This window comes from Dactylosporangium sp. NBC_01737, from assembly GCF_035963215.1.
Taxonomy (GTDB): domain Bacteria; phylum Actinomycetota; class Actinomycetes; order Mycobacteriales; family Micromonosporaceae; genus Dactylosporangium.
In genome coordinates this window covers 13,392,668-13,410,773 of sequence record NZ_CP109153.1, presented here as the reverse complement: position 1 = coordinate 13,410,773, position 18,106 = coordinate 13,392,668, and the positions used below count along the sequence as shown (strand labels likewise).

16 protein-coding genes are annotated in these 18,106 nt (G+C 72.5%); 11 read left to right on the top strand and 5 right to left on the bottom strand.

Annotated features, from left to right (window positions below; translation table 11 throughout):
* The 3 genes from OHA72_RS61985 to OHA72_RS61975 all read right to left on the bottom strand — a co-directional run bounded on the left by OHA72_RS61985 (position 1) and on the right by OHA72_RS61975 (position 5,227).
* Positions 1-984 (bottom strand): AAA family ATPase, encoded by a 984-nt coding sequence (locus tag OHA72_RS61985; protein WP_327011909.1) that lies wholly within the window; start codon positions 982-984, stop codon positions 1-3.
* A gap of 61 nt (positions 985-1,045) precedes the next feature.
* Positions 1,046-3,625, bottom strand: a complete 2,580-nt coding sequence (locus OHA72_RS61980; RefSeq protein ID WP_327005371.1) for a fibronectin type III domain-containing protein — start codon at positions 3,623-3,625, stop codon at positions 1,046-1,048.
* 84 nt (positions 3,626-3,709) lie between these two features.
* Positions 3,710-5,227 (bottom strand): fibronectin type III domain-containing protein, encoded by a 1,518-nt coding sequence (locus OHA72_RS61975; protein WP_327005370.1) that lies wholly within the window; start codon positions 5,225-5,227, stop codon positions 3,710-3,712.
* A 70-nt stretch (positions 5,228-5,297) separates the two neighbouring features.
* Between OHA72_RS61975 and OHA72_RS61970 the strand changes: the two genes are divergently transcribed.
* Positions 5,298-6,020: a TetR/AcrR family transcriptional regulator gene (locus OHA72_RS61970; protein WP_327005369.1), complete on the top strand. Its 723-nt coding sequence runs from the start codon at positions 5,298-5,300 to the stop codon at positions 6,018-6,020.
* Positions 6,021-6,042: 22 nt separating this feature from the next.
* Here OHA72_RS61970 and OHA72_RS61965 read toward each other — a convergent pair whose 3' ends face one another.
* Together OHA72_RS61965 and OHA72_RS61960 are read right to left on the bottom strand one after the other, a co-directional pair.
* A complete protein-coding gene (locus OHA72_RS61965; RefSeq protein ID WP_327005368.1) occupies positions 6,043-6,921 on the bottom strand; it encodes a helix-turn-helix domain-containing protein in 879 nt (292 codons plus the stop codon).
* A gap of 43 nt (positions 6,922-6,964) precedes the next feature.
* Positions 6,965-7,405, bottom strand: coding sequence for a hemerythrin domain-containing protein (locus OHA72_RS61960; protein WP_327005367.1), 441 nt, complete (start codon positions 7,403-7,405; stop codon positions 6,965-6,967).
* A gap of 122 nt (positions 7,406-7,527) precedes the next feature.
* Here OHA72_RS61960 and OHA72_RS61955 point away from each other — a divergent pair, with 122 nt between their 5' ends.
* From OHA72_RS61955 to OHA72_RS61910, 10 genes are all read left to right on the top strand, one after another.
* Positions 7,528-8,184, top strand: a complete 657-nt coding sequence (locus OHA72_RS61955; RefSeq protein ID WP_327005366.1) for an aldolase/citrate lyase family protein — start codon at positions 7,528-7,530, stop codon at positions 8,182-8,184.
* Between the two features lie 324 nt (positions 8,185-8,508).
* Positions 8,509-11,286 carry a sensor histidine kinase gene (locus OHA72_RS61950; RefSeq protein ID WP_327005365.1) on the top strand — a complete coding sequence of 926 codons (2,778 nt, stop codon included), beginning with the start codon at positions 8,509-8,511 and terminating at the stop codon, positions 11,284-11,286.
* 58 nt (positions 11,287-11,344) lie between these two features.
* A complete protein-coding gene (locus OHA72_RS61945) occupies positions 11,345-11,740 on the top strand; it encodes a roadblock/LC7 domain-containing protein (protein ID WP_327005364.1) in 396 nt (131 codons plus the stop codon).
* The gene (locus OHA72_RS61940; RefSeq protein ID WP_327005363.1) at positions 11,737-12,312 is read left to right on the top strand and encodes a GTP-binding protein; all 576 of its coding nucleotides are present in this window, start codon (positions 11,737-11,739) and stop codon (positions 12,310-12,312) included. The genes OHA72_RS61945 and OHA72_RS61940 overlap by 4 nt, the downstream gene beginning before the upstream one ends.
* 66 nt (positions 12,313-12,378) lie before the next feature.
* Positions 12,379-13,560: an ABC transporter substrate-binding protein gene (locus tag OHA72_RS61935; protein ID WP_327005362.1), complete on the top strand. Its 1,182-nt coding sequence runs from the start codon at positions 12,379-12,381 to the stop codon at positions 13,558-13,560.
* Between the two features lie 5 nt (positions 13,561-13,565).
* Positions 13,566-14,441 carry a branched-chain amino acid ABC transporter permease gene (locus OHA72_RS61930; protein WP_327005361.1) on the top strand — a complete coding sequence of 292 codons (876 nt, stop codon included), beginning with the start codon at positions 13,566-13,568 and terminating at the stop codon, positions 14,439-14,441.
* A complete protein-coding gene (locus OHA72_RS61925) occupies positions 14,438-15,394 on the top strand; it encodes a branched-chain amino acid ABC transporter permease (protein ID WP_327005360.1) in 957 nt (318 codons plus the stop codon). Before OHA72_RS61930 ends, OHA72_RS61925 begins: the two co-directional genes overlap by 4 nt.
* Positions 15,387-16,118, top strand: a complete 732-nt coding sequence (locus OHA72_RS61920) for an ABC transporter ATP-binding protein (RefSeq protein WP_327005359.1) — start codon at positions 15,387-15,389, stop codon at positions 16,116-16,118. The genes OHA72_RS61925 and OHA72_RS61920 overlap by 8 nt, the downstream gene beginning before the upstream one ends.
* Positions 16,119-16,140: 22 nt before the next feature.
* Positions 16,141-16,827 carry an ABC transporter ATP-binding protein gene (locus tag OHA72_RS61915; protein WP_327005358.1) on the top strand — a complete coding sequence of 229 codons (687 nt, stop codon included), beginning with the start codon at positions 16,141-16,143 and terminating at the stop codon, positions 16,825-16,827.
* A 38-nt stretch (positions 16,828-16,865) separates the two neighbouring features.
* Positions 16,866-18,065, top strand: a complete 1,200-nt coding sequence (locus OHA72_RS61910; protein ID WP_327005357.1) for a cytochrome P450 — start codon at positions 16,866-16,868, stop codon at positions 18,063-18,065.
* Positions 18,066-18,106: the final 41 nt, after the last annotated feature.

Below are 18,106 nucleotides of genomic sequence, written 5' to 3'. Positions count from 1 at the left end.
TCAGGCCGCGACGGCCGACGGCACGGGCACCGGCACGGCGTCGAGCACCTCGCGGATGACGTCGCCGGGGGCGACGCCGCGGACCTGCGCGTCGGGCGACAGCAGCAGCCGGTGCGCGAACACCGCCTCGGCCAGGGCCTTGAGGTCCTCCGGCACGACGTAGCCGCGGCCGTCGATGAGCGCGTACGCCGACGCGGCCCGGGTCAGCGCGATGATGCCGCGCGGGCTGACACCGACGCGGACCCGCGGGTGGGAGCGGGTCGCGTTGCCCAGCCGCACCGCATAGCCGAGCAGCGGATCCGCGATGTGCACCCGCCGGGCCAGCCGGACCAGCTGCGCGACCACGGCGGTGTCGGTGACCGGGTCCAGGGCCTCGGGCGAGCGGGTCACGGCGCCGCGCAGCACCTCGATCTCGACGGCCTCGCTCGGGTAGCCGACGGCGAGCTTCATCAGGAACCGGTCGAGCTGCGCCTCGGGCAGCCGGTAGGTGCCGTCCATCTCGATCGGGTTCTGCGTGGCGACGACCAGGAACGGCCGCGGCACGGCGTGCCGGACGCCGTCGACGGTGACGTAGCGCTCCTCCATGACCTCCAGGAGCGCCGACTGCGTCTTCGGCGACGCGCGGTTGATCTCGTCGGCGATGACGATGTTGGCGAACACCGGCCCGGGATGGAACTCGAAGCCGCGGGTCGCCTGGTTGAAGATGGTGACGCCGGTGACGTCGGACGGCAGCAGGTCGGGCGTGAACTGGATGCGCCGCCACTGTCCCTGCACGCTGGCCGCCATGGCCCGTGCCAGGGTCGTCTTGCCGACCCCGGGCACGTCCTCGAGCAGGACGTGACCCTCGGCGAGCAGCGCCGTCATGGTCAGCCGGATCACCTGCTGCTTGCCGAGCACGATCGACTCGATGTTGCGGGCGAGCCGGCCGACCAGGTCCGCCGACGCCGCGATCTCCTCGGCGCCGGGCGGACCCGGGTCGTGCAGTGTTGCCGTGTTCCCCGTGGGTGGTTCAGGTGTGCTCACTGTGCTCCTGCCGGACATGCGCTCAACACTGTTTCAGCGGTCCGGTGCCGTTCGGCAGGTCGAACCACGCATACGGGATGTAGTTCTCGCCCTTGAAATTGATCTTGATCCAGACGGCGCTCTGCTTGCCGCCGTACGGTTTCGCGTTGACGCTGGAGCCGTTGGTCTGGCAGATCGCGGTGTAGCTGTCGGGAGCGTAGACGTCGCCGACCGATGTGCCGCTCTGGGTCGCGGTCCGGTAGACCCAGATGCCGCCGCCGGACGCGCCGTGGCCGCAGTAGGTGGCGTCGCCGCAGACCACGGTGCCCTTGTACACCGGCGTGGAGATCGAGCCGGTGCCCTCGGCGGTCATCCCGGCCGCGTTGGTGACCGTGACGGTGTAGTTGTAGTCCGTGTTCGGCCACAGGCCGCCCATGGTCAGCGAGCCGCCGCACGTGTTCTCCACCGCGCCGACGCCGTCGACGTCGAGCCGGCACCTCGCGGGCGCGCCGCCGCCGTCGGTCGCGGTGAACGCCACCGTGATCGACTGCAGCGCGGCCCGGCTGTTGCCGGTGTCGACCCGCATCGTCGGCGCGGCGAGCGTGTTGGCCGCGCCGTTGGTCGCGGCACCCTCGCCGGCCTTGTTGACCGCCCGGATCTGCAGCGTGACCCGCTCGTTGTCGCCGAAGCCGCCGAACTCCTTCGACAGCCCGGTGCCCAGGTCCTGCTTCTCGCCGTTGACCGTGGCCTCATAACCCGTGATCGGCGCGCCGTTGTCCTCCGCGGCGCGCCACGCGGCCACGATCGTGCCCCGCTTCGTGGTGACCGCCCGGACCGTCAGCCCGCCGGGCGCGCCCGGCTTCGTGAACGGCACCACCGACGCGCTCAGCGGCGACTGGCCGGAGCTCGCGCCGATGTCGTTGATCGAGGCGACCCGGAACGCGACCTGCGTGCCGTAGGGCAGCTCGCCGGCCGGCACCTTGAACGTCGGCTGGGTGGACTCGAAGGTCTTCGACTCGTCGCCGGACACGGTCGTGATCGTGTACCTGGCGATCTTGTGCCCCTGCCCGTTGGCGGCCGGCCACGTGACGGTGACCGTGCCGTCGGGATTCGCGGTCGCCGCGACACTCACCGGCGCGTCGGGCACCTGTGACGTCGGCGTGACCGGGTTGGCCGCCTTCTTCGGGCCGTTGCCCTTGGCGTTGACCGCGTAGACGGTGAACTTGTAGGACTGCCCGTTGGTCAGCCCGGTGATGTCGATCGCCCGCTGGCTCGCGCCGACCTCGTGCTGCTTGCCGTCGCCCTCGACGACGTACTTCGTCACCGCGCTGCCGTTGGCGGGCGCCGCGGTCCACGTGACCCGCGCCGAGGCGTTGCCGGGCGTCGCCGTCACTCGCGGCGGCGCGCCGGGCGGGCCGACCGGCGGCTTCACCGGCGGCGGCGGTGGGGGCACCGGCGGGGCGTCGCCGCCGACGACGTCGTTGTTGTACTTGTCGACGACCTGCACGTGGTGCTTCTGGTCCACGACCCGCGCGGTCGACCCGCCGGGCGCGTTGATGAACATCCGGTCCTCGCGGACCTCGATCTCCAGGGGTTTGCCGCCGGCCTTGATCTGGATCGCGTCGAGCGGCTTGCCCGTGGAGTCCAGCACGTAGACGGTGCCGGTCGCGTCGTCGGCGCAGTAGAACCGCCCCGACCACGCCACGCACGGCTGCAGCTTCGGGCTCTCGCCGGGCACGGTGAAGTCGCTGACCGCGTCGCCGTTGACGACATAGACGTGGCGGTCGTCCACGACGGTCACCGGCACGTCGCCGCCGACCGTGCGCTGCGGCATCGCGCCGCTGCCGGTCAGGCGCAGCGGCACCTTCTTGAGGGCCTCGCCGCGCAGAGTGGTCAGCGTCGTGGCGGTCTTGTCCAGCACGGCGACGCCGGTGTCCAGGATCGACAGCGCCAGGTCGTGGTTGGGGTCGGCGACGCTGACGGTCTTGACCTTGGTCGGGTCGGACACGAGCCCGCCGCCCTGCCCGCCGCTCGCGCCGCCGCTGGGCTTCTTCGTCGGCGCCGGCTTGACCGCCACGACGGTGCCCTCGGACGGCACCAGCAGCCACAGCCGCCCGGTGTCGTCGAACGTGCCGCCGGAGATCCCGGGCGGGAACGTCACGGTCTCGCCGACCGGCAGCAGCGTCGCCGGGTCGAGCTGGCGCACCTGCCCCTGCACGGTGTCGACGATGAACGCGACGTCGTCGTGCACGGCCACCGTGACGCCGAGCCCCGGCGTGGCCTGCGTCGTCGCGCCGAGCGTCAGGCTGGTCAGGTCCAGCACGCTGATCTTGCCGGTGTTCAGGTCCCGCAGGATCACGAACCTGTCGCTCTGGGTCACCTGCATGGTGTGGCCCTGCGCATCGGTGATCTTCGTGCGGGTGTCGACCTTGCCGGTGACGCCGTTGACCCGGGCGACCTCGCCCTTGTCGTTGCTCCACAGCCAGGAGCTGACGTCATAGCTGGCCACGGCGTTGTTGGCCGCGCCCGTGCCGAACAGCGTCAGCCCGAGGACGGCGATCAGGCCCACGACGGTGCCGAGCGTGACCAGTCCGCCGCCTTTGCGCGAACGAAAGCTCACCATGCGGCCCCCTCCCCGAAACCGGCGCCCATCATATTCCTGTCAATGAGTGGTGCACACCCGGCGTATCTAGATCCGTTCGGATCGTTACTTCCGCTGCGTGCAGGCCAGATCTGACAGCGCAACGCTGTCCGTGCCATAGATCGCCGCAACTGTGAAGCAGTAGTCGAGCTTTGGGTTGAGGCCGTTCAGGGTGTACGTGGTGGCGCCCGCGGCGAGCACCTGCAGCTGCCGCAGCGCGCCCTGCTGCCCACCGGCGACGATGAACGGCACCGACCCCTTCGACGGATCGGTCCAGGTCAGTGTGATGGACGTCTTGTCATCGCGCAGCCGGAGGGAGCCCGGCGCCTTCGCGTTGCCGACCGTGGTGCCGCTCGCACCCGCTCCCGGCTGGGCGGCCGCGGTCGCGCTCGGCGGCGCCTGGCCGTCCTGCCGCGCGGCGGGCCGGTCGGGGCGGGCGGCGACGAAGGACACCACGGCCGCGGTGATCCCGCCGAGCACCGCCACGACCAGGATCACCAGCAGCGCGACCAGGGGTGAGCGGCGGCGCGGTACGCCGTCGTCGGGCAGCACCGGCAACGGTGGCTGCCCGACCTGGTCCGGCGTCCACGGGGTGCGCTGCTGGACGAGCGCCCCGCCGGCCGGATACGCACCACCGCTGGTCGGGTGGGCCCCGCCGCTGGTGGGATACGCGCCGCCGCTGGTCGGGTCGGCGGGGGACGGCCACGGGGACGTGTCAGGGCGTTGGAGCACGCCCTGGTCCACCTGCTGCCAACCGGCGCCGCCGGCGCCCTGGAGCGCCTCCTCGCGGGTCTCCTGCGGGGTCTCCCGCGGCGGGGACACCGGCTCGTCCCAGTCGTCGTGCTCGTCCGGCCGCCACAGCGGCGCCGGCTGCACGGGCTGCGCCGGCCAGACCTCCTGCCGGGGCTCCGGGTGGAAGATCGGCCGGTCGTCCGCGGCCGGCGCGCCGCCGCGCTCCACCGGCCACGTCTGCGCCGGGGAAGCCGCACCCGTCGCCCGCACGGAGGACGCCGTGCCCGAGGAGGCGGCGCCCGCCGGCCGCGCCGGGGACGCCGTGCCCGCCGGCTGCGACCCGGTGGTCGTGCCGGTCGGCGCGGACAGCGGCTCGAACGGCGCCGGCGCCGACTGGTGCGGCACGTGGAACGCCCCCGCCGGCTCGGGCAGCCCCAGATACCGCCGGGCCGCCCGCACGCTCGGATGGTCCTCGCCCAGCGCGGCCGGGCCGAGCCTGGCCAACTGCCCGTAGCGCCGCTTCGCCTCGTAGACGTTGCCGAGCTCGTCGGCGATGCGGGCCAGCTCGTAGGACAGCGCGAGCATCACCGCGTGCCCGTCGCCGAGCCGGTGGTATCCGGCGGCGAGCCCCTCCTCCAGGACCCGCCGGGCGTCGCTGAGCTCACCGAGGTCGGTGTGGAACTTCGCGAGCACGCAGGTCGCGGCGAGCACGTCCGGATCGTCGCCGCCCAACGCCCCGGTGGCCCCGTCGAGGGCCTGGTCGAGCAGTGCGAACGCGCCCCGCACGTCTCCCTGCGCCGCCACCGCGCGGGCACCCTGCACGGCGTTGGCAAGTTGGGCGGACGAGGACACGCCGTTACTCTGCCCTGTTGCGCACCCCTGGCGCCACCCCGATGCAGCGCGCCTGATCGATACTTGGAACATGGCAGATCACCCGCTGAGTCCGCTGCCCGGGGCCCGTGAGGCGCGCGACCCGGCCCGCGCCATCAAACGCGGGCCCAGCAGGGTGCCGCCCGAGGTCGTCGCGGCCAACCAGCGGGAGCGCCTCTTCGACGCGGTCGTGCACACCGTCGCCGAGAAGGGCTACGCCAACGCGACCGTCAGCGACATCTGCCGCGCCGCGGGCGTGACCCGGCCCGCGTTCTACGCGCTGTTCGCCGGCAAGGACGACGCGCTGATCGCCACGTACCGTCACGGCACCGACCTGCTGCTGCACCTGATGGAGTCCGCGTACCGCGCCGAACCCGCCTGGCGTGACGGCGCCCGCGCCGCGCTGCGGGTGCTGCTGCAGGTCCTGGCGGAGCTGCCGGCGTTCGCCACCACGGCGGTGGTGGAGATCGACGCGGCCGGCCCGCTCGCCCGGGCGGAGCGCGCCGAGCTGCTGCGGCGCTTCGACCGCTTCTTCCGGGAGGCGCCCAGCGCCAGCGACCTGCCGATGCCGGAGGAGCTGGTCGAGACGGTCGTCGGCGGCATCTACGCGACGATCTACCGCTACGTCGCCGCGGGCCGGGTCGAGCAGCTGCCCGCGCTGCTGCCGACGCTGGCGTACTTCACGCTGGTGCCGTTCGTCGGCCGCGAGGAGGCCGCGAGCGAACTGTCCTTCCCGGTCCCCGACGGCCCGTCGGGCTGCCGGCTGAGCCCATGAGCCGCACGGCCGTGCGGGAGCCTCAGGCGGTGCGAGGGGTCAGCGGGGTCAGGCGGCCCGGCAGCGATGAGCGCTGGTGCGGCACCCGCGGCGCGGCGGGGGAGCGCAGCAGCCCGGCCCGGAACGCGCCCGGTGCCTGGCCGGTCTCGCGGGCGAAGAAGCGCCCGAAGTTCGTCGGCTCGTCGAAGCCCAGCCCCCGGCCGACCTCCGCGACCGGCAGGTCGCTCGTGGCCAGCAGGCGCTTGGCCTCCAGGGCGACCCGCTCGTCGATGAGCTGCTTCGCGCTGCGCCCGGTCACCGCGAGACTCGCCCTGGTCAGCGTGCGCACCGAGCACCGCAGCGTCTCGGCGTAGTCCTCGACCCGGCGGTGGGTGACGTCGCGTTCGATCTCGGCCCGCAGCAGCTCGATCAGGTCGGCGGCCGGGCCCGTGTGCGGCGCCGGCGTCAGGGCGACGATCCGCATCAGCAGGACCGCGACCTGGTGCGCGAGCAGGGTGCGGCTGAGGTGGCCGCCGTCGCTGCGGGCCCGGTCGACCGCGATCTGCGCGACCTCCGCGACGATCGCCTCCTCGTCCTCGCCTGCGGGCTGCCAGCAGGCGGGGGCGAACGGGTCCGCCACGAGCCGCACCGGCAGCGGCGGCAGGATCGAGGGCGGGAAGGCCAGGACGGTCGCGTCGAAGCCGGACTGGCCGCCGAACTGGTGGACCTGGCCTGGCCGCCCCCACAGCAGGGTGCCGGGGCGGCAGGCATGGGTCACGAAGTCGAGCGTGTGGGTGCCCTGCCCGGTGCTGGCCAGGATGACGACATGGTCACGCGGTCGCTGCGGCGCCCGGTGCGCGGGCAGGTCGCTGAGCCGCGCCGCATCGACGGCCGCGGTCGGAGAAGGGCCGAGAAGCACCATGACCAGGCCGACTGTACCCAAGCCCGGCCCGGCGCGGAATGCCTCAGGAGACGCTGATACCCGCCACGGCCAGCTCCTGGAGGCGGACCTGTTCGAACGCGGCGCCCATCTCGATCAGCCCGGCGAGGTCCACGGCGTCGCGCAGCGAGGGGAGGAACGTGGTCTCCTCCTCCTCGACGTGCCGGCCGACGGTGGCGATGAATTCGTCCAGGCGGTCGGGGAACCCCTCGTCGTCAGGTCCCATCCGCTGCAGGTCGTGCAGCATCCGCTCCGCCTCGTGGTGCTCGTCGGCGCCGTGGTGCGCCTCGCCGGCGGGCAGCGACGGGTACACCTGCAGTTCCTCGGCGTGGCTGTGCGCGGTGAGCCGCGCGGCGATCTCGTCGAGCAGCAGCTGCCGGTCGCCCGCCCCGGCGCGCAGCCGGTCGAAGAGCTGCTCCATGACCCGGTGGTCATTCATGATCAGCGTGACGGCGTCGGATGCCATGACTCCCCCTGTCGTCGCGGTCACCGTTCAGCCTGCATGACTACCCTGCGACAAGAGGGGCCAAACGGTCAAACCGCACCGCACCGCGTGCGGGGCAGCGTCACCGGGCCGATGATCGAAGCATGAGGTCGTGGCTGTATGTCCCCGATATCCGAAATGTCGGAAGTAGTGAAGCGGACGCGCTCATCGTCGACCTCGAACGCGCCGGGGAGCCGGCCGGCGTGCGGTCGTGGATCGATGCCGTGGCCCGGCCCGCGGTCTGGGTGCGGCTGCCGGTGGGAGAGCCGGGCCGGCACGCCGTCCGCGCCGTGGTGTCGCCCGCGCTCGCCGGGATCTGCGTCGCCGCGGAGTCGGCCAACGAGCTCGCCGCCCTCGGCACCGTCATCGCGGAGGCGGAGGAGGCGGTCGGCCTGCCGGTCGGCCGGATCGCGGTGGTCCCGCGGCTGGAGACCGCGGCCGCGGTGCTGCAGGCCGCCGAGATCGCCCGCGCCCCGCGGGTCGCCCGGCTCCAGCTGGCCGAGGGTCAGCTGGTCCGGCAGCTGCGGGTCGAGCCGGGCGAGGACGAACGCGAGCTGCTGTGGGCCCGGTCGATGGTCGTGATCGCCGGCGCGGCCGCCGGGATAGCGCCGCCGATTGCCGCCTCGTGCCCCGCCGGCACCGAATGCGAGCCGTCGGCGCAGGTCCTGCGGCGGCTGGGCTTCCGTGGCCGGACCTGCCTCGACGACGAGCAGGTACGGATCGCGAACAAGGTATTTGCAAACGCATCGACATTGGCTTGAATTATGTACCTGACGACAAACGCTAACCCGTTGTACTGTCGACAATGCGTTGTGTAAGTATTTCGGTACCGTAAAAACCCGGAAACGTCGGCGTTGCGCCGGGCGTCCCCCGGGCAGGGGAATCTGGGCCCCCGGCAGCCGTTAGGGTCCGTATGGGTTCAGGTACACCGACCCAACGGATGAGGAAAAACGAGGCGTTCGGCGCTGCATCAGGGACGTCGGTATTGACACCGATCGGCCGAGCTGTGATTGTGCTCAACGTCATGCGCCTGCTTGTCAGGACTGACCCGTATTGTCAATCTCGGATGCCTGCGGGGACTCTTCGTGACCCAAAGCCAGAGCTCGTCGTCGCTGCCCGTCCCGAGGCAGGAGCGCGACCCTCGGCTGAGTCCCGATCGCCGCCCGACGCGTCATGCTGCCATCGGAACCGCGCACGAGCGCGATCCCCGTGAGCGGCGTGAGCGCACAGGGCGGCGCATCATCGACCAGCTCCGCCTCATCGTCGCCCTGCCGCTCGTCGCCGTCGTGGTGTTCGCCGGCATCGCGCTGGTGTCCACCGTGCAGCAGGTGAACCGCAGCCGTCAGCTGCAGGAGTTCGCCGAACTGGCGTCCGACGCCGGTGGTCTCGCCCACGCGTTGCAGCGTGAGCGGGCCGCGGCCGTCAACGTGCTGCTCAACCCGGCCCCGGCGCAGCTGGAGGCCTACACGTCGCAGGTGATGATCACCGACGACAACGTCGAGGCGTACCGCGACAGCCGCGCCGGCATCAGCGGCGCGCCCGAGGTGGTCCGCCGCGTCGACAGCAACCTCGACGACCTGGCCGGCCTGCGCAAGCAGGTCCGGACGGACCAGCGCGCGTCGGTGTCGGGGATCGCGTTCAGCTACCGCATCCTCATCGCCGACCTGCTGTCCTACCGGGAGTCCGTGGCCCGCTCCGGCGCCCCGACCGAGCTGGCCGACCAGATCCGCGCCGCGGCCGCGCTGTCCCGCGCGGCGGAGGCGCTCGGCCAGCAGCAGGCGGCCGTCCTTCGCGCCGTCGCCGCGGGCGAGCTGACCCCCGCGCTCCAGCAGGAGATCACCGCGACCCGGACCAGCTTCGTCGAGGCCACGGTCCAGTTCAACGACCTCGCCCCGGCCGAGTGGCGCAGCTGGTACGAACAGGCCAGCACCGGTGAGCAGGTCATCGCCGCGCAGCGGCTGCAGGACCAGGTCAACCGCGCCCGCCCCGGCCAGCAGTTCACGCTGGACACCAGCGGCTGGATCAACGCGATGTCCGGCTGGTCGGGCCTGCTGTTCGGGGTCCAGCAGAAGGTCGACGACGCGATCGTCGGGAGGGTCGGTGACCTGCAGGACGAGCAGGTGACCCAGGCCGGGATCCAGATCGCCGGCGTCACCCTGGTGCTGCTCATCGCCATCGTGCTCACCGGTGTCGTGGCCCGGCGGATCACCCGGCGCCTGCGCGCCCTGCACGACGCGGCCCGCGAGGTCGCCTACGAGCAGCTGCCGATGGTCGTCGCGGAGCTGCGGGCGGCCGCGCCCGGCACGGTCGACCCGGACGAGGTCGCGGACAGGGCCTCGGCGAGGCTCGTCGTCGGCGGCGCGGACGAGGTCGCCGACGTGGCGCAGGCGTTCCGCGCGGTGCACCGCGAGGCGGTCCGCATCGCCGGTGAGCAGGCCGTCATGCGCTCCAACGTCGCGGAGATCTTCGTCCACCTGTCCCGCCGCGAGCAGCGACTGGTCGACGCCGTCCTGGCCCAGGTCGACCGGGTCGAGCGCGACGAGACCGACCCGGACCGGCTGCAGCAGCTGTACCAGCTGGACCACCTCGCCACCCGGATGGCCCGGATCAACCTGAGCCTGCTCGTGCTGGGCGGCTCCGGCGCGGCCCGCGTCCGGCGCGAGGACGCCCCGATGGGCAAGGTCCTGCAGGCCGCGATCTCGCAGATCGAGCACTACACCCGGGTCCGCTTCGGCAGCGTCGACGACGACGTCGCCGTCGTGGCCGAGGCGGTCGACGAGATCGTGCACCTGCTCGCGGAGCTGCTGGACAACGCGACCGGCTACTCGCCGCCGGAGTCCGAGGTGTGGGTCACCGGCCGTGCCCTCGGCGACCGGATCATCCTGCAGATCGTCGATGAGGGTGTGGGCCTGGCGCCGTCTCGGCGCGAGCAGCTCAACGCGCTGCTCGCCCAGCCGCCGGCGATCGACATCGCCGCCGTGCGTGCCATGGGTCTCACCGTGGTCGGGCACATCGCCGCCCGGTACCAGATCCAGGTGCAGCTGCGGCCCGGCCAGCACAACGGCACCCTCGCCGAGGTGGTCATCCCCAAGGACGTGTTCCGCCCGATCATGGCCGCAGAGCGCCAGCCGCAGCTCACACCGGCGGTCACCGCCGGTCCGCCGGCCGGCTACAGCACCACCAGCGGGGGCAACGGCAACGGCAACGGCGGTGCCCCGGCCCGCCCGATCGCGGCGGAGCTGTTCACGCCCGCGCCGCGCACCGCACCGCCGAGCCTGTTCGACGTGCCCACCCAGGAGTACCGGGTCGCGTCGCCGAGCCCGGCGGCGGACTACACCCAGGACTACTCGCAGGACCAGACGCAGAGCTTCGCGGCCGTGCAGGACTACGCGCCGCCACGCGACTACCACGCCGCGACGCCGATGCCGCCGGGGCCGGGTGCCTGGCCGCCGCTGCCGGAGCCGGACGTGCCCTCGATCCTCGCCGACGCCGACGACTCGATCGAGCTGCCGATCTTCCAGTCGGTCAACGGCTGGTTCCGCACCACCGAGGTGCCGGTCGAGGTCGCCGTCCCCAGTGGGTACACCGTCGCCGCCGTCCCCGTCGTGGAGGAGCCCCCGAACTGGGAGTCCAGCGCCGACGCGGGCTGGCGCGCCGCGCAGCAGGCGGCCACGCCGGACGTCAGCACGGTCACCGCGTCGGGCCTGCCGGTCCGCGCACCCCAGCGTCATCTGGTCCCGGGCGCCGCCGTGCCGTCGCAGGTTGACCGCTCCACCACACCGCGACGCGACCCCACCAAGGTCGCCGCCGCGATGTCCGCCTACGCCCGCGGTGTGGCCGGTCGCCGGCCGAACGGCTCCTGAAGCACGAAGGGCCGACTGGCTCCTGACGCACGAAGAACAGCAAGAGAGGACCATTTCTGTGACCGACCCGAGTAATCTCGGTTGGCTGCTGGACAACTTTGCGAGCCGCACCCCCGACGTCAGCCACGCGCTGGCGATCTCGACCGACGGGTTGGTCCTGGCCCATACCCGGGCCTTGCCGCGCGACCGCGCCGACCAGCTCGCCGCCACCGGCAGCGGGCTCGTCGCGCTGCTCGCCGGCGCGGCGCGGTTCTTCGAGGCGGGCAACGTCGTGTCCAACGTGACCCAGCTCGACGGCGGCTTCATGTTCTGCATGGCGTTCAGCGACGGCGCGTCGCTGCTGGTGCTCGCCTCACCGCACGCCGACGTCGGCAAGGTGTCCTACGAGATGACCGAGCTGGCCAACCGGATCGGTGACGCGCTGTCGCCGTCGGTTCGTGGGGCACCGGCGTGACGAGTCCAGGACGCGGCCGGCCCACCGCAGTAAAGATCATCATTGCGGGCGGGTTCGGCGCCGGCAAGACCACGCTCGTCGGCGCCATCTCGGAGATCCCGCCGGTGACGACCGAGGCCGTGATGACCGCGGCCAGCCTCGGCCACGACGACGCCACGCTGGTGCCCGACAAGGGCAGCACCACCGTCGCCATGGACTTCGGCCGCATCACGCTGTACCAGGACCTCGTGCTCTACCTGTTCGGCACGCCCGGGCAGAAGCGGTTCTGGTTCATGTGGGACGAACTGTGCCGCGGCGCGATCGGGGCGGTGGTCATCGCCGACACGCGGCGCCTCGCCGACTGCTTCGGTGCCATCGACTTCTTCGACAACCGGCGGCTGCCGTACGTCATCGCGGTCAACCATTTCGAAGGCGCGGCCCGGTACCACCTGGAGGACGTCCGCGACGCCCTCGCGGTCAACCGTGGTGTACCGATGATCAACGCGGATGTCCGCTCGCGCGCGTCGGCCAAGGAGATCCTGGTCGCCGTCACCGAGCACGCGCTCGCGCAGCGCACCGGCGCTCGTCGCTGAACTCCGCGCGTACCCCCATTGAACCGTTTCACCAACCGCGAACGCACAGACACATAGGGGAGAACCATGCAACGACGATCGCTGGTCAGCGCGGCGCTTGCCGCCGGGCTGCTGTTCGCAGCCGCCGGCTGCGCCGATTCTGACGCGAAGAGCTCCAGCGCCGCCGCCTCCACCCTGAAGATCGGCTTCCTCGGCTCGCTCACCGGCACGTACCAGGCGGTCGGCACCGACCTGAAGAGCGGCTTCGAGCTGTACCTCGCGACGCACGACAACAAGCTCGGCGGCCACCCGATCGACCTGAAGATCGCCGACGAGGGCGACGGCGCGCCGACCGCGGTGCCCGCCGCGACCAAGCTCATCAAGGACGACAAGGTCGTCGCGCTGACCGGCATCGTCGGCGGTGGCTCGGTCGCGGCCGTCGCGCCGCTGCTGGCCGAGGCGAAGATCCCGCTGATCGGCTCCAACGGCCGTCCGGACCTCAAGGACCTCAGCGGCGTGTGGACGACCAGCTTCATGTCCACCGACACGGGCAAGTCCATCGCGCAGTACATCAAGGACAAGGTCAACGGCCCGGTCTACGCGATCGGCCCGGACTACCAGGGTGGCTACGACCAGGTCGGCGGCTTCACCACCGAGTTCCTGAAGCTCGGCGGCACGCTGGTCAACGGCAAGGCGACGTTCACGCCGTTCCCGACGACGACGAACTTCCTGCCGTTCTTCTCGCAGATCAAGGCGAGCAACGCCAAGGCCGTGTACACGTTCTACGCCGGCAAGGCCGCGATCGACTTCGTGAAGCAGTACGCGCAGTCCGACGCCAAGGACATCCCGCTGTACTCGGCGGGCTTCCTCACCGAGGGCTCGGTGCTGCAGGCCCAGGGTGACGCCGCGAAGAACATCCTGAACGTCTGCAACTACTCGCCGGACCTCGACAACGAGGAGAACCGCAAGTTCGTCGCCGCCTGGCGCCAGAAGCACCCGGACGCGACGCCCACCACGTACGCGATGGCGTCCTACGACGCGGCCGCGGTCCTCGACCGCGCGATCGCGGCGGCCGGCGAGAACCCGACCCCCGAGTCGATCAACGCCGCGGTCGGCAAGCTCGGCCAGATCCCCTCGCCGCGTGGCAACTGGCAGTTCGGCCCGCAGACCCACTCGCCCATCCAGAAGTGGTACCTGCGGCAGGTCCGCAACGACGGCCGGGCCCTCGCCAACGTCATGGTGCAGGACCTCGCGACGGTCGGTGCCTGACCGAGTTGGACGCGTACCTGATCCCGGCGGTCGACGGCGTGGCCTACGGCCTGCTGCTGTTCGTCGTCGCCGCCGGGCTCACCCTCGCCTTCGGCGTCGGTGACGTGCTCAACCTCGCCCACGGCACGCTGTTCGCCTTCGGCGCCTACGCGGCGGCGAAGATCAGCGACGGCACGTGGTTGTCGCTCGCGCTCGCGGTGCTCGTCGGCACCGCGACCGCGGCGGCGGGCGGCGCCGTACTGTCGGCGCTGCTGGTGCCGCTCGCCGGGCGGGGACACCTCGCCCAGGCGCTGCTGACGTTCGGCGTCGCGCTCGTGGTCGGCGACCTGCTCGTCGGCATCTTCGGCCCGGACGACCTGCCGGTCACCGTCCCGGCGGTCCTGGACCGGCCGGTGGACATCGCCGGGCACTCCTATCCCGGCTACCGGCTCGCCTTCATCGGCGTCGCCGCCCTGATCGCGGCCGGACTGTACGTCGTCGTCGCCCGGACCAGGGTCGGCAGCCTCGTGCGGGCCACCGTCGACGACCGCGACATGGTCGCCACGCTGGGCGTCAACCCGTTCATGGTGCGCACCGGCGTCCTCGCCGCGGGCGGCGCCCTCGCCGGGCTCGCCGGCGCGCTCGGGGCCCCGATCATCGGGCCCGGGCCGCGCACCGGCGACCTGGTGCTCATGCTGTCGCTGGTCGTGGTGGTGCTGGGCGGGCTCGGCTCGATCGGCGGCGCGCTGGTCGCCGCGATCGCGGTCGGCGAGATCCAGACCCTCGGGGTGACCTCGGAGGCGACCCAGGACTTCGCCCCGTTCCTGCTGTTCGGCGCGATGGCCGTCGTGCTGTCCGCCCGGGCCCGTGGCCTGCTGACCTCCGGGCGGAGTGCGACATGAGCGTACTGAAGCGGCTGACGCCGCTGGGCTTCCCGGCGCTGATCGCCGTGCTGCTGCCGATGGCGTGGATCCTGGACGACTACGCCACGAAGACCCTCACCAGCATCCTCGTCCTCGGGCTGCTCGCCGTCAGCGTCGCGCTGCTCACCGGGGTGGCGGGCCTGCCGACGCTCGGGCAGACCGCGCCGTATCTCGTCGGCGCGTACACCGCCGCGACCCTGGTGCGGCACGACGTCTCGATCGGCGCCGTGCAGCTGCTCGCGGCGGCCGGGGCGGGGGCGCTGTTCGCCCTGGTCACCGCGCCGCTCGTGGTCTACGCCCGGGGCGTCGTGGTGCTCATGATCACCTTGGCGCTCGGCGAGCTGACCATGACCGTCGCGGGACGGTGGAAGCCGGTCACCAACGGCACCGACGGCATGCTCGCCTTCGCCTCGCCCGCGCCGCTGCCGGGGCTGGTCACCTTGAGCACCGACCGGGCCACGTACCTCTACGTCCTCACGGTCGTCGCGGTGCTGGTCGGCATCATGCTGCTGGTGCTGCGCTCACCGGCCGGCGCGCTGCTGCGCGCCGCGCGGGACGGCGAGGCCAGGATGCAGGCCAGCGGGCATCCCGTCGCCGGCTACCTCACCGTCGCCTACGTGGCCGCGGGTGCCCTCGCCGGGGCGGCGGGCTCGCTGCTGGTCACCGTCGAGCGGTACGTCTCACCCGGCGCCGGCGGCTTCGACATCTCCGCGCTCGTCCTGCTCGCGGTCGTGATCGGCGGCGCCACCTCGCTCGTCGGCGCGCTGCTCGGGGCGGGCCTCGTCGTCGCGACCCGCGACTGGATCGCGAGCCGCGACTGGTTCGGCGGATCCATGGCCGGGCACGCGCCGCTGGTGCTCGGCGGGTTGTTCATCCTCTGCGTGTACCTCCTGCCACGTGGCCTGCTAGGAAAGCGGTCGGCACATGAGTGACCTGCTCGAGGTCGACGGCCTCGGCCGCCGCTACGGTGACCTCGCCGCCCTGGACGGGGTCGACCTGCGGATCGCGCCCGGCGACCGGGTCGGGCTGATCGGCCCGAACGGCGCCGGCAAGTCCACCCTGCTCAACCTGATCGCCGGGTCGCTGCGACCGACGACCGGGCGGATCCGGGTCGACGGACGGGACGTCACCAGGCTTGCCCCGGCCCGCCGGGCCCGCCTCGGCGTCGGCCGTACCCACCAGCACCCGGCGGTCTGGTCGAGCCTGCCCGCACTGGACAACGTGCTCGTCGCCGCGCGCCTGCCATGGGGGCGGCTGCGCGCCGGTCGCCGTGCCAAGCCCCGCGAGCACGCCCGGGAGCTGCTGGCCGGGGTCGGGCTGACCGGCGTGGAGCAGACCCTGGCGGGCGCGCTCTCGCACGGGCAGCGCCGGCAGCTGGAGCTGGCGATGGCGCTGGCCGGGGAGCCGCGGCTGCTGCTGCTGGACGAGCCCGCCGCGGGCCTCGCCCCGCCGGAGGTCGAGATCCTCGCGTCGCTGCTGGCGTCGCTGCCGCTCACCGTCGCGATCCTGCTGGTCGAGCACCACCTCGACCTGGTCTACGGCTTCGCCGACCGGATCACCGTGCTGCACTCGGGGCGGCACGTGCACACCGGCACCGTCCCGGAAACCCGATCGTCGCCCGAGGTCGCGGCGGCCTACGCGGGAGTCGCGCCATGATGGCAGCCTATGGAGTCGCGCCATGACGCTCACGATCGCCGGCGTGCACGCCGGGTACGGCGGCGGCACCGTCCTGCACGGCGTCGACCTGGTCGTGCCCGAGGGCGCGGCCCTGGCCGTGCTCGGGATGAACGGGGCCGGCAAGACCACCCTCGTGCACACCATCGCCGGGCTGGTGAAGGCCCGTTCGGGCAGCATCCGGCTGGGCGACGTGGAGCTGGCCGGCCGGCCGGCGCACCGGATCGCCAGGGCGGGTGTCGCGCTGGTGCCGCAGGGCCGCCGGGTGTTCGCCAGTCTCACCGTCGCCGAGCACCTGGCGTTGTCGCGGCGCAAGGGCGAATGGACCGTGCCGCGGATCCTGGAGATGCTGCCGCGGCTCGGGGAGCGGCTCACCCACAAGGGCAACCAGCTCTCCGGCGGCGAGGCGCAGATGCTCGCGATCGCCCGGGCGCTGCTGACCCAGCCGCGGCTGCTGCTGCTCGACGAGCCGTGCGAGGGGCTCGCCGTCGACCTCGCGGCCCGGGTCCGGGCCGTCGTGGCGGAGCTGATCCGCACCGGCCTGACCGTGCTGCTGGTCGAGCAGCAGCCCGAGCACGCCCGCGCCGTCACCGACCAGCTCGTCCACCTGGTGAACGGGGTCCTGCGCACCGTCACGGAACGTGGCGACGAGAGCACCGAAGGGGCGGCAGGAATTTCCATGTTTCGATAGGTTGTCATGGAGTCACTCTCCGGAGCAGGGAGCTCTCCATGACGACACTGTCCTTCCCGCTGCCCAACGCGCCGACGCTCTACGCGCCACTGCCCGCGCTGTCCGAGATCCAGCGCGACCAGGCCGTCGCCAGGATCGACACCCCCGACGGCGGGGTCGCCTACGTCGTGACCCGCTACGCCGACGTGCGCACCGTCCTGGTCGACCCGAGGTTCAGCCGCGCGGCGGCGGCCGCCTCCACCACCTCCGCCGCCGACTTCGGGCTCGGCGCGCTCGCCACCGACTCGATCATCGGTATGGACCCGCCCGAGCACACCCGGCTGCGCAAGCTCGTCGCGCGCGCGTTCACCGCCCGCCGGGTCGAGCAGCTGCGTCCCAACGCGGCGAAGATCGTCGACGAGCTGATCGACGCGCTGGTCGAGCTGCCGCAGCCGGCCGACCTGGTCGAGAACTTCTCCCTCGCGCTGCCGGTGCGGGTGATCTGCGAGATGCTCGGCGTGCCCGCGGGGGACCGGGCCACGTTCCACGGCTGGTCCGACACGCTGCTCGGCGGCCCCGGATCCGACCCGCGGGTGATGGGCGCCGCGCTGCAGGCGATGGGGGAGTACTTCGCCGGCCTGATCGCCCTCAAGCGGGCCAAGCCCGAGGACGACCTGATGACGGCGCTGATCGCGGCCCGCGACGAGCAGGACAAGCTCACCGAGGCGGAGCTGGTCCGCCTCAGCCTCGGCATCCTCATCGGCGGCCACGAGACGACCGCCAACCAGATCACCATGATCCTGCTGACGCTGCGCCACTACCCGGAGCAGGACGCCCGGCTGCGCGCCGATCCCTCGCTGATCCCCGGGGCGGTCGAGGAGCTGATGCGCTTCGTGCAGCTCGGCGACGGCGCCACCTCGCTGCCCCGGGTGGCGACCGAGGACGTCGTGCTCAGCGGGGTCACGATCCCGAAGGGGGCGATCGTGCTGCCGGCGCTGGCCGTGGCCAACCGGGATCCCGAGGTGTACGACGAGCCCGGCGGCCTCGACGTGACGCGCAAGGAGCTGTCGCACCTGTCGTTCGGCGCGGGCGTGCACCACTGCCTCGGTGCCCAGCTTGCCCGCATGGAGCTGCAGGAGGCGCTGCGCGGCCTGTTCACCCGGCTGCCGGGCGTGCGGGTCGCGGTGCCCGACGAGGCGCTGCGCTTCAAGCAGGGCATGATCGTGCGCAGCGTGGAGTCGCTGCCGGTCACCTGGTAGGACCCGCAAACGCCTCACGTGCACCCGGCGCTGTCGGCGTC

Coding starts and splice junctions, on each gene's coding strand:
- OHA72_RS61980 (WP_327005371.1), bottom strand. CDS start 3,625: ATGGTGAGCTTTCGTTCGCGCAAAGGCGGCGGACTGGTCACGCTCGGC.
- OHA72_RS61970 (WP_327005369.1), top strand. CDS start 5,298: ATGGCAGATCACCCGCTGAGTCCGCTGCCCGGGGCCCGTGAGGCGCGC.
- OHA72_RS61965 (WP_327005368.1), bottom strand. CDS start 6,921: ATGGTGCTTCTCGGCCCTTCTCCGACCGCGGCCGTCGATGCGGCGCGG.
- OHA72_RS61960 (WP_327005367.1), bottom strand. CDS start 7,405: ATGGCATCCGACGCCGTCACGCTGATCATGAATGACCACCGGGTCATG.
- OHA72_RS61955 (WP_327005366.1), top strand. CDS start 7,528: ATGAGGTCGTGGCTGTATGTCCCCGATATCCGAAATGTCGGAAGTAGT.
- OHA72_RS61935 (WP_327005362.1), top strand. CDS start 12,379: ATGCAACGACGATCGCTGGTCAGCGCGGCGCTTGCCGCCGGGCTGCTG.
- OHA72_RS61925 (WP_327005360.1), top strand. CDS start 14,438: ATGAGCGTACTGAAGCGGCTGACGCCGCTGGGCTTCCCGGCGCTGATC.
- OHA72_RS61920 (WP_327005359.1), top strand. CDS start 15,387: ATGAGTGACCTGCTCGAGGTCGACGGCCTCGGCCGCCGCTACGGTGAC.
- OHA72_RS61915 (WP_327005358.1), top strand. CDS start 16,141: ATGACGCTCACGATCGCCGGCGTGCACGCCGGGTACGGCGGCGGCACC.
- OHA72_RS61910 (WP_327005357.1), top strand. CDS start 16,866: ATGACGACACTGTCCTTCCCGCTGCCCAACGCGCCGACGCTCTACGCG.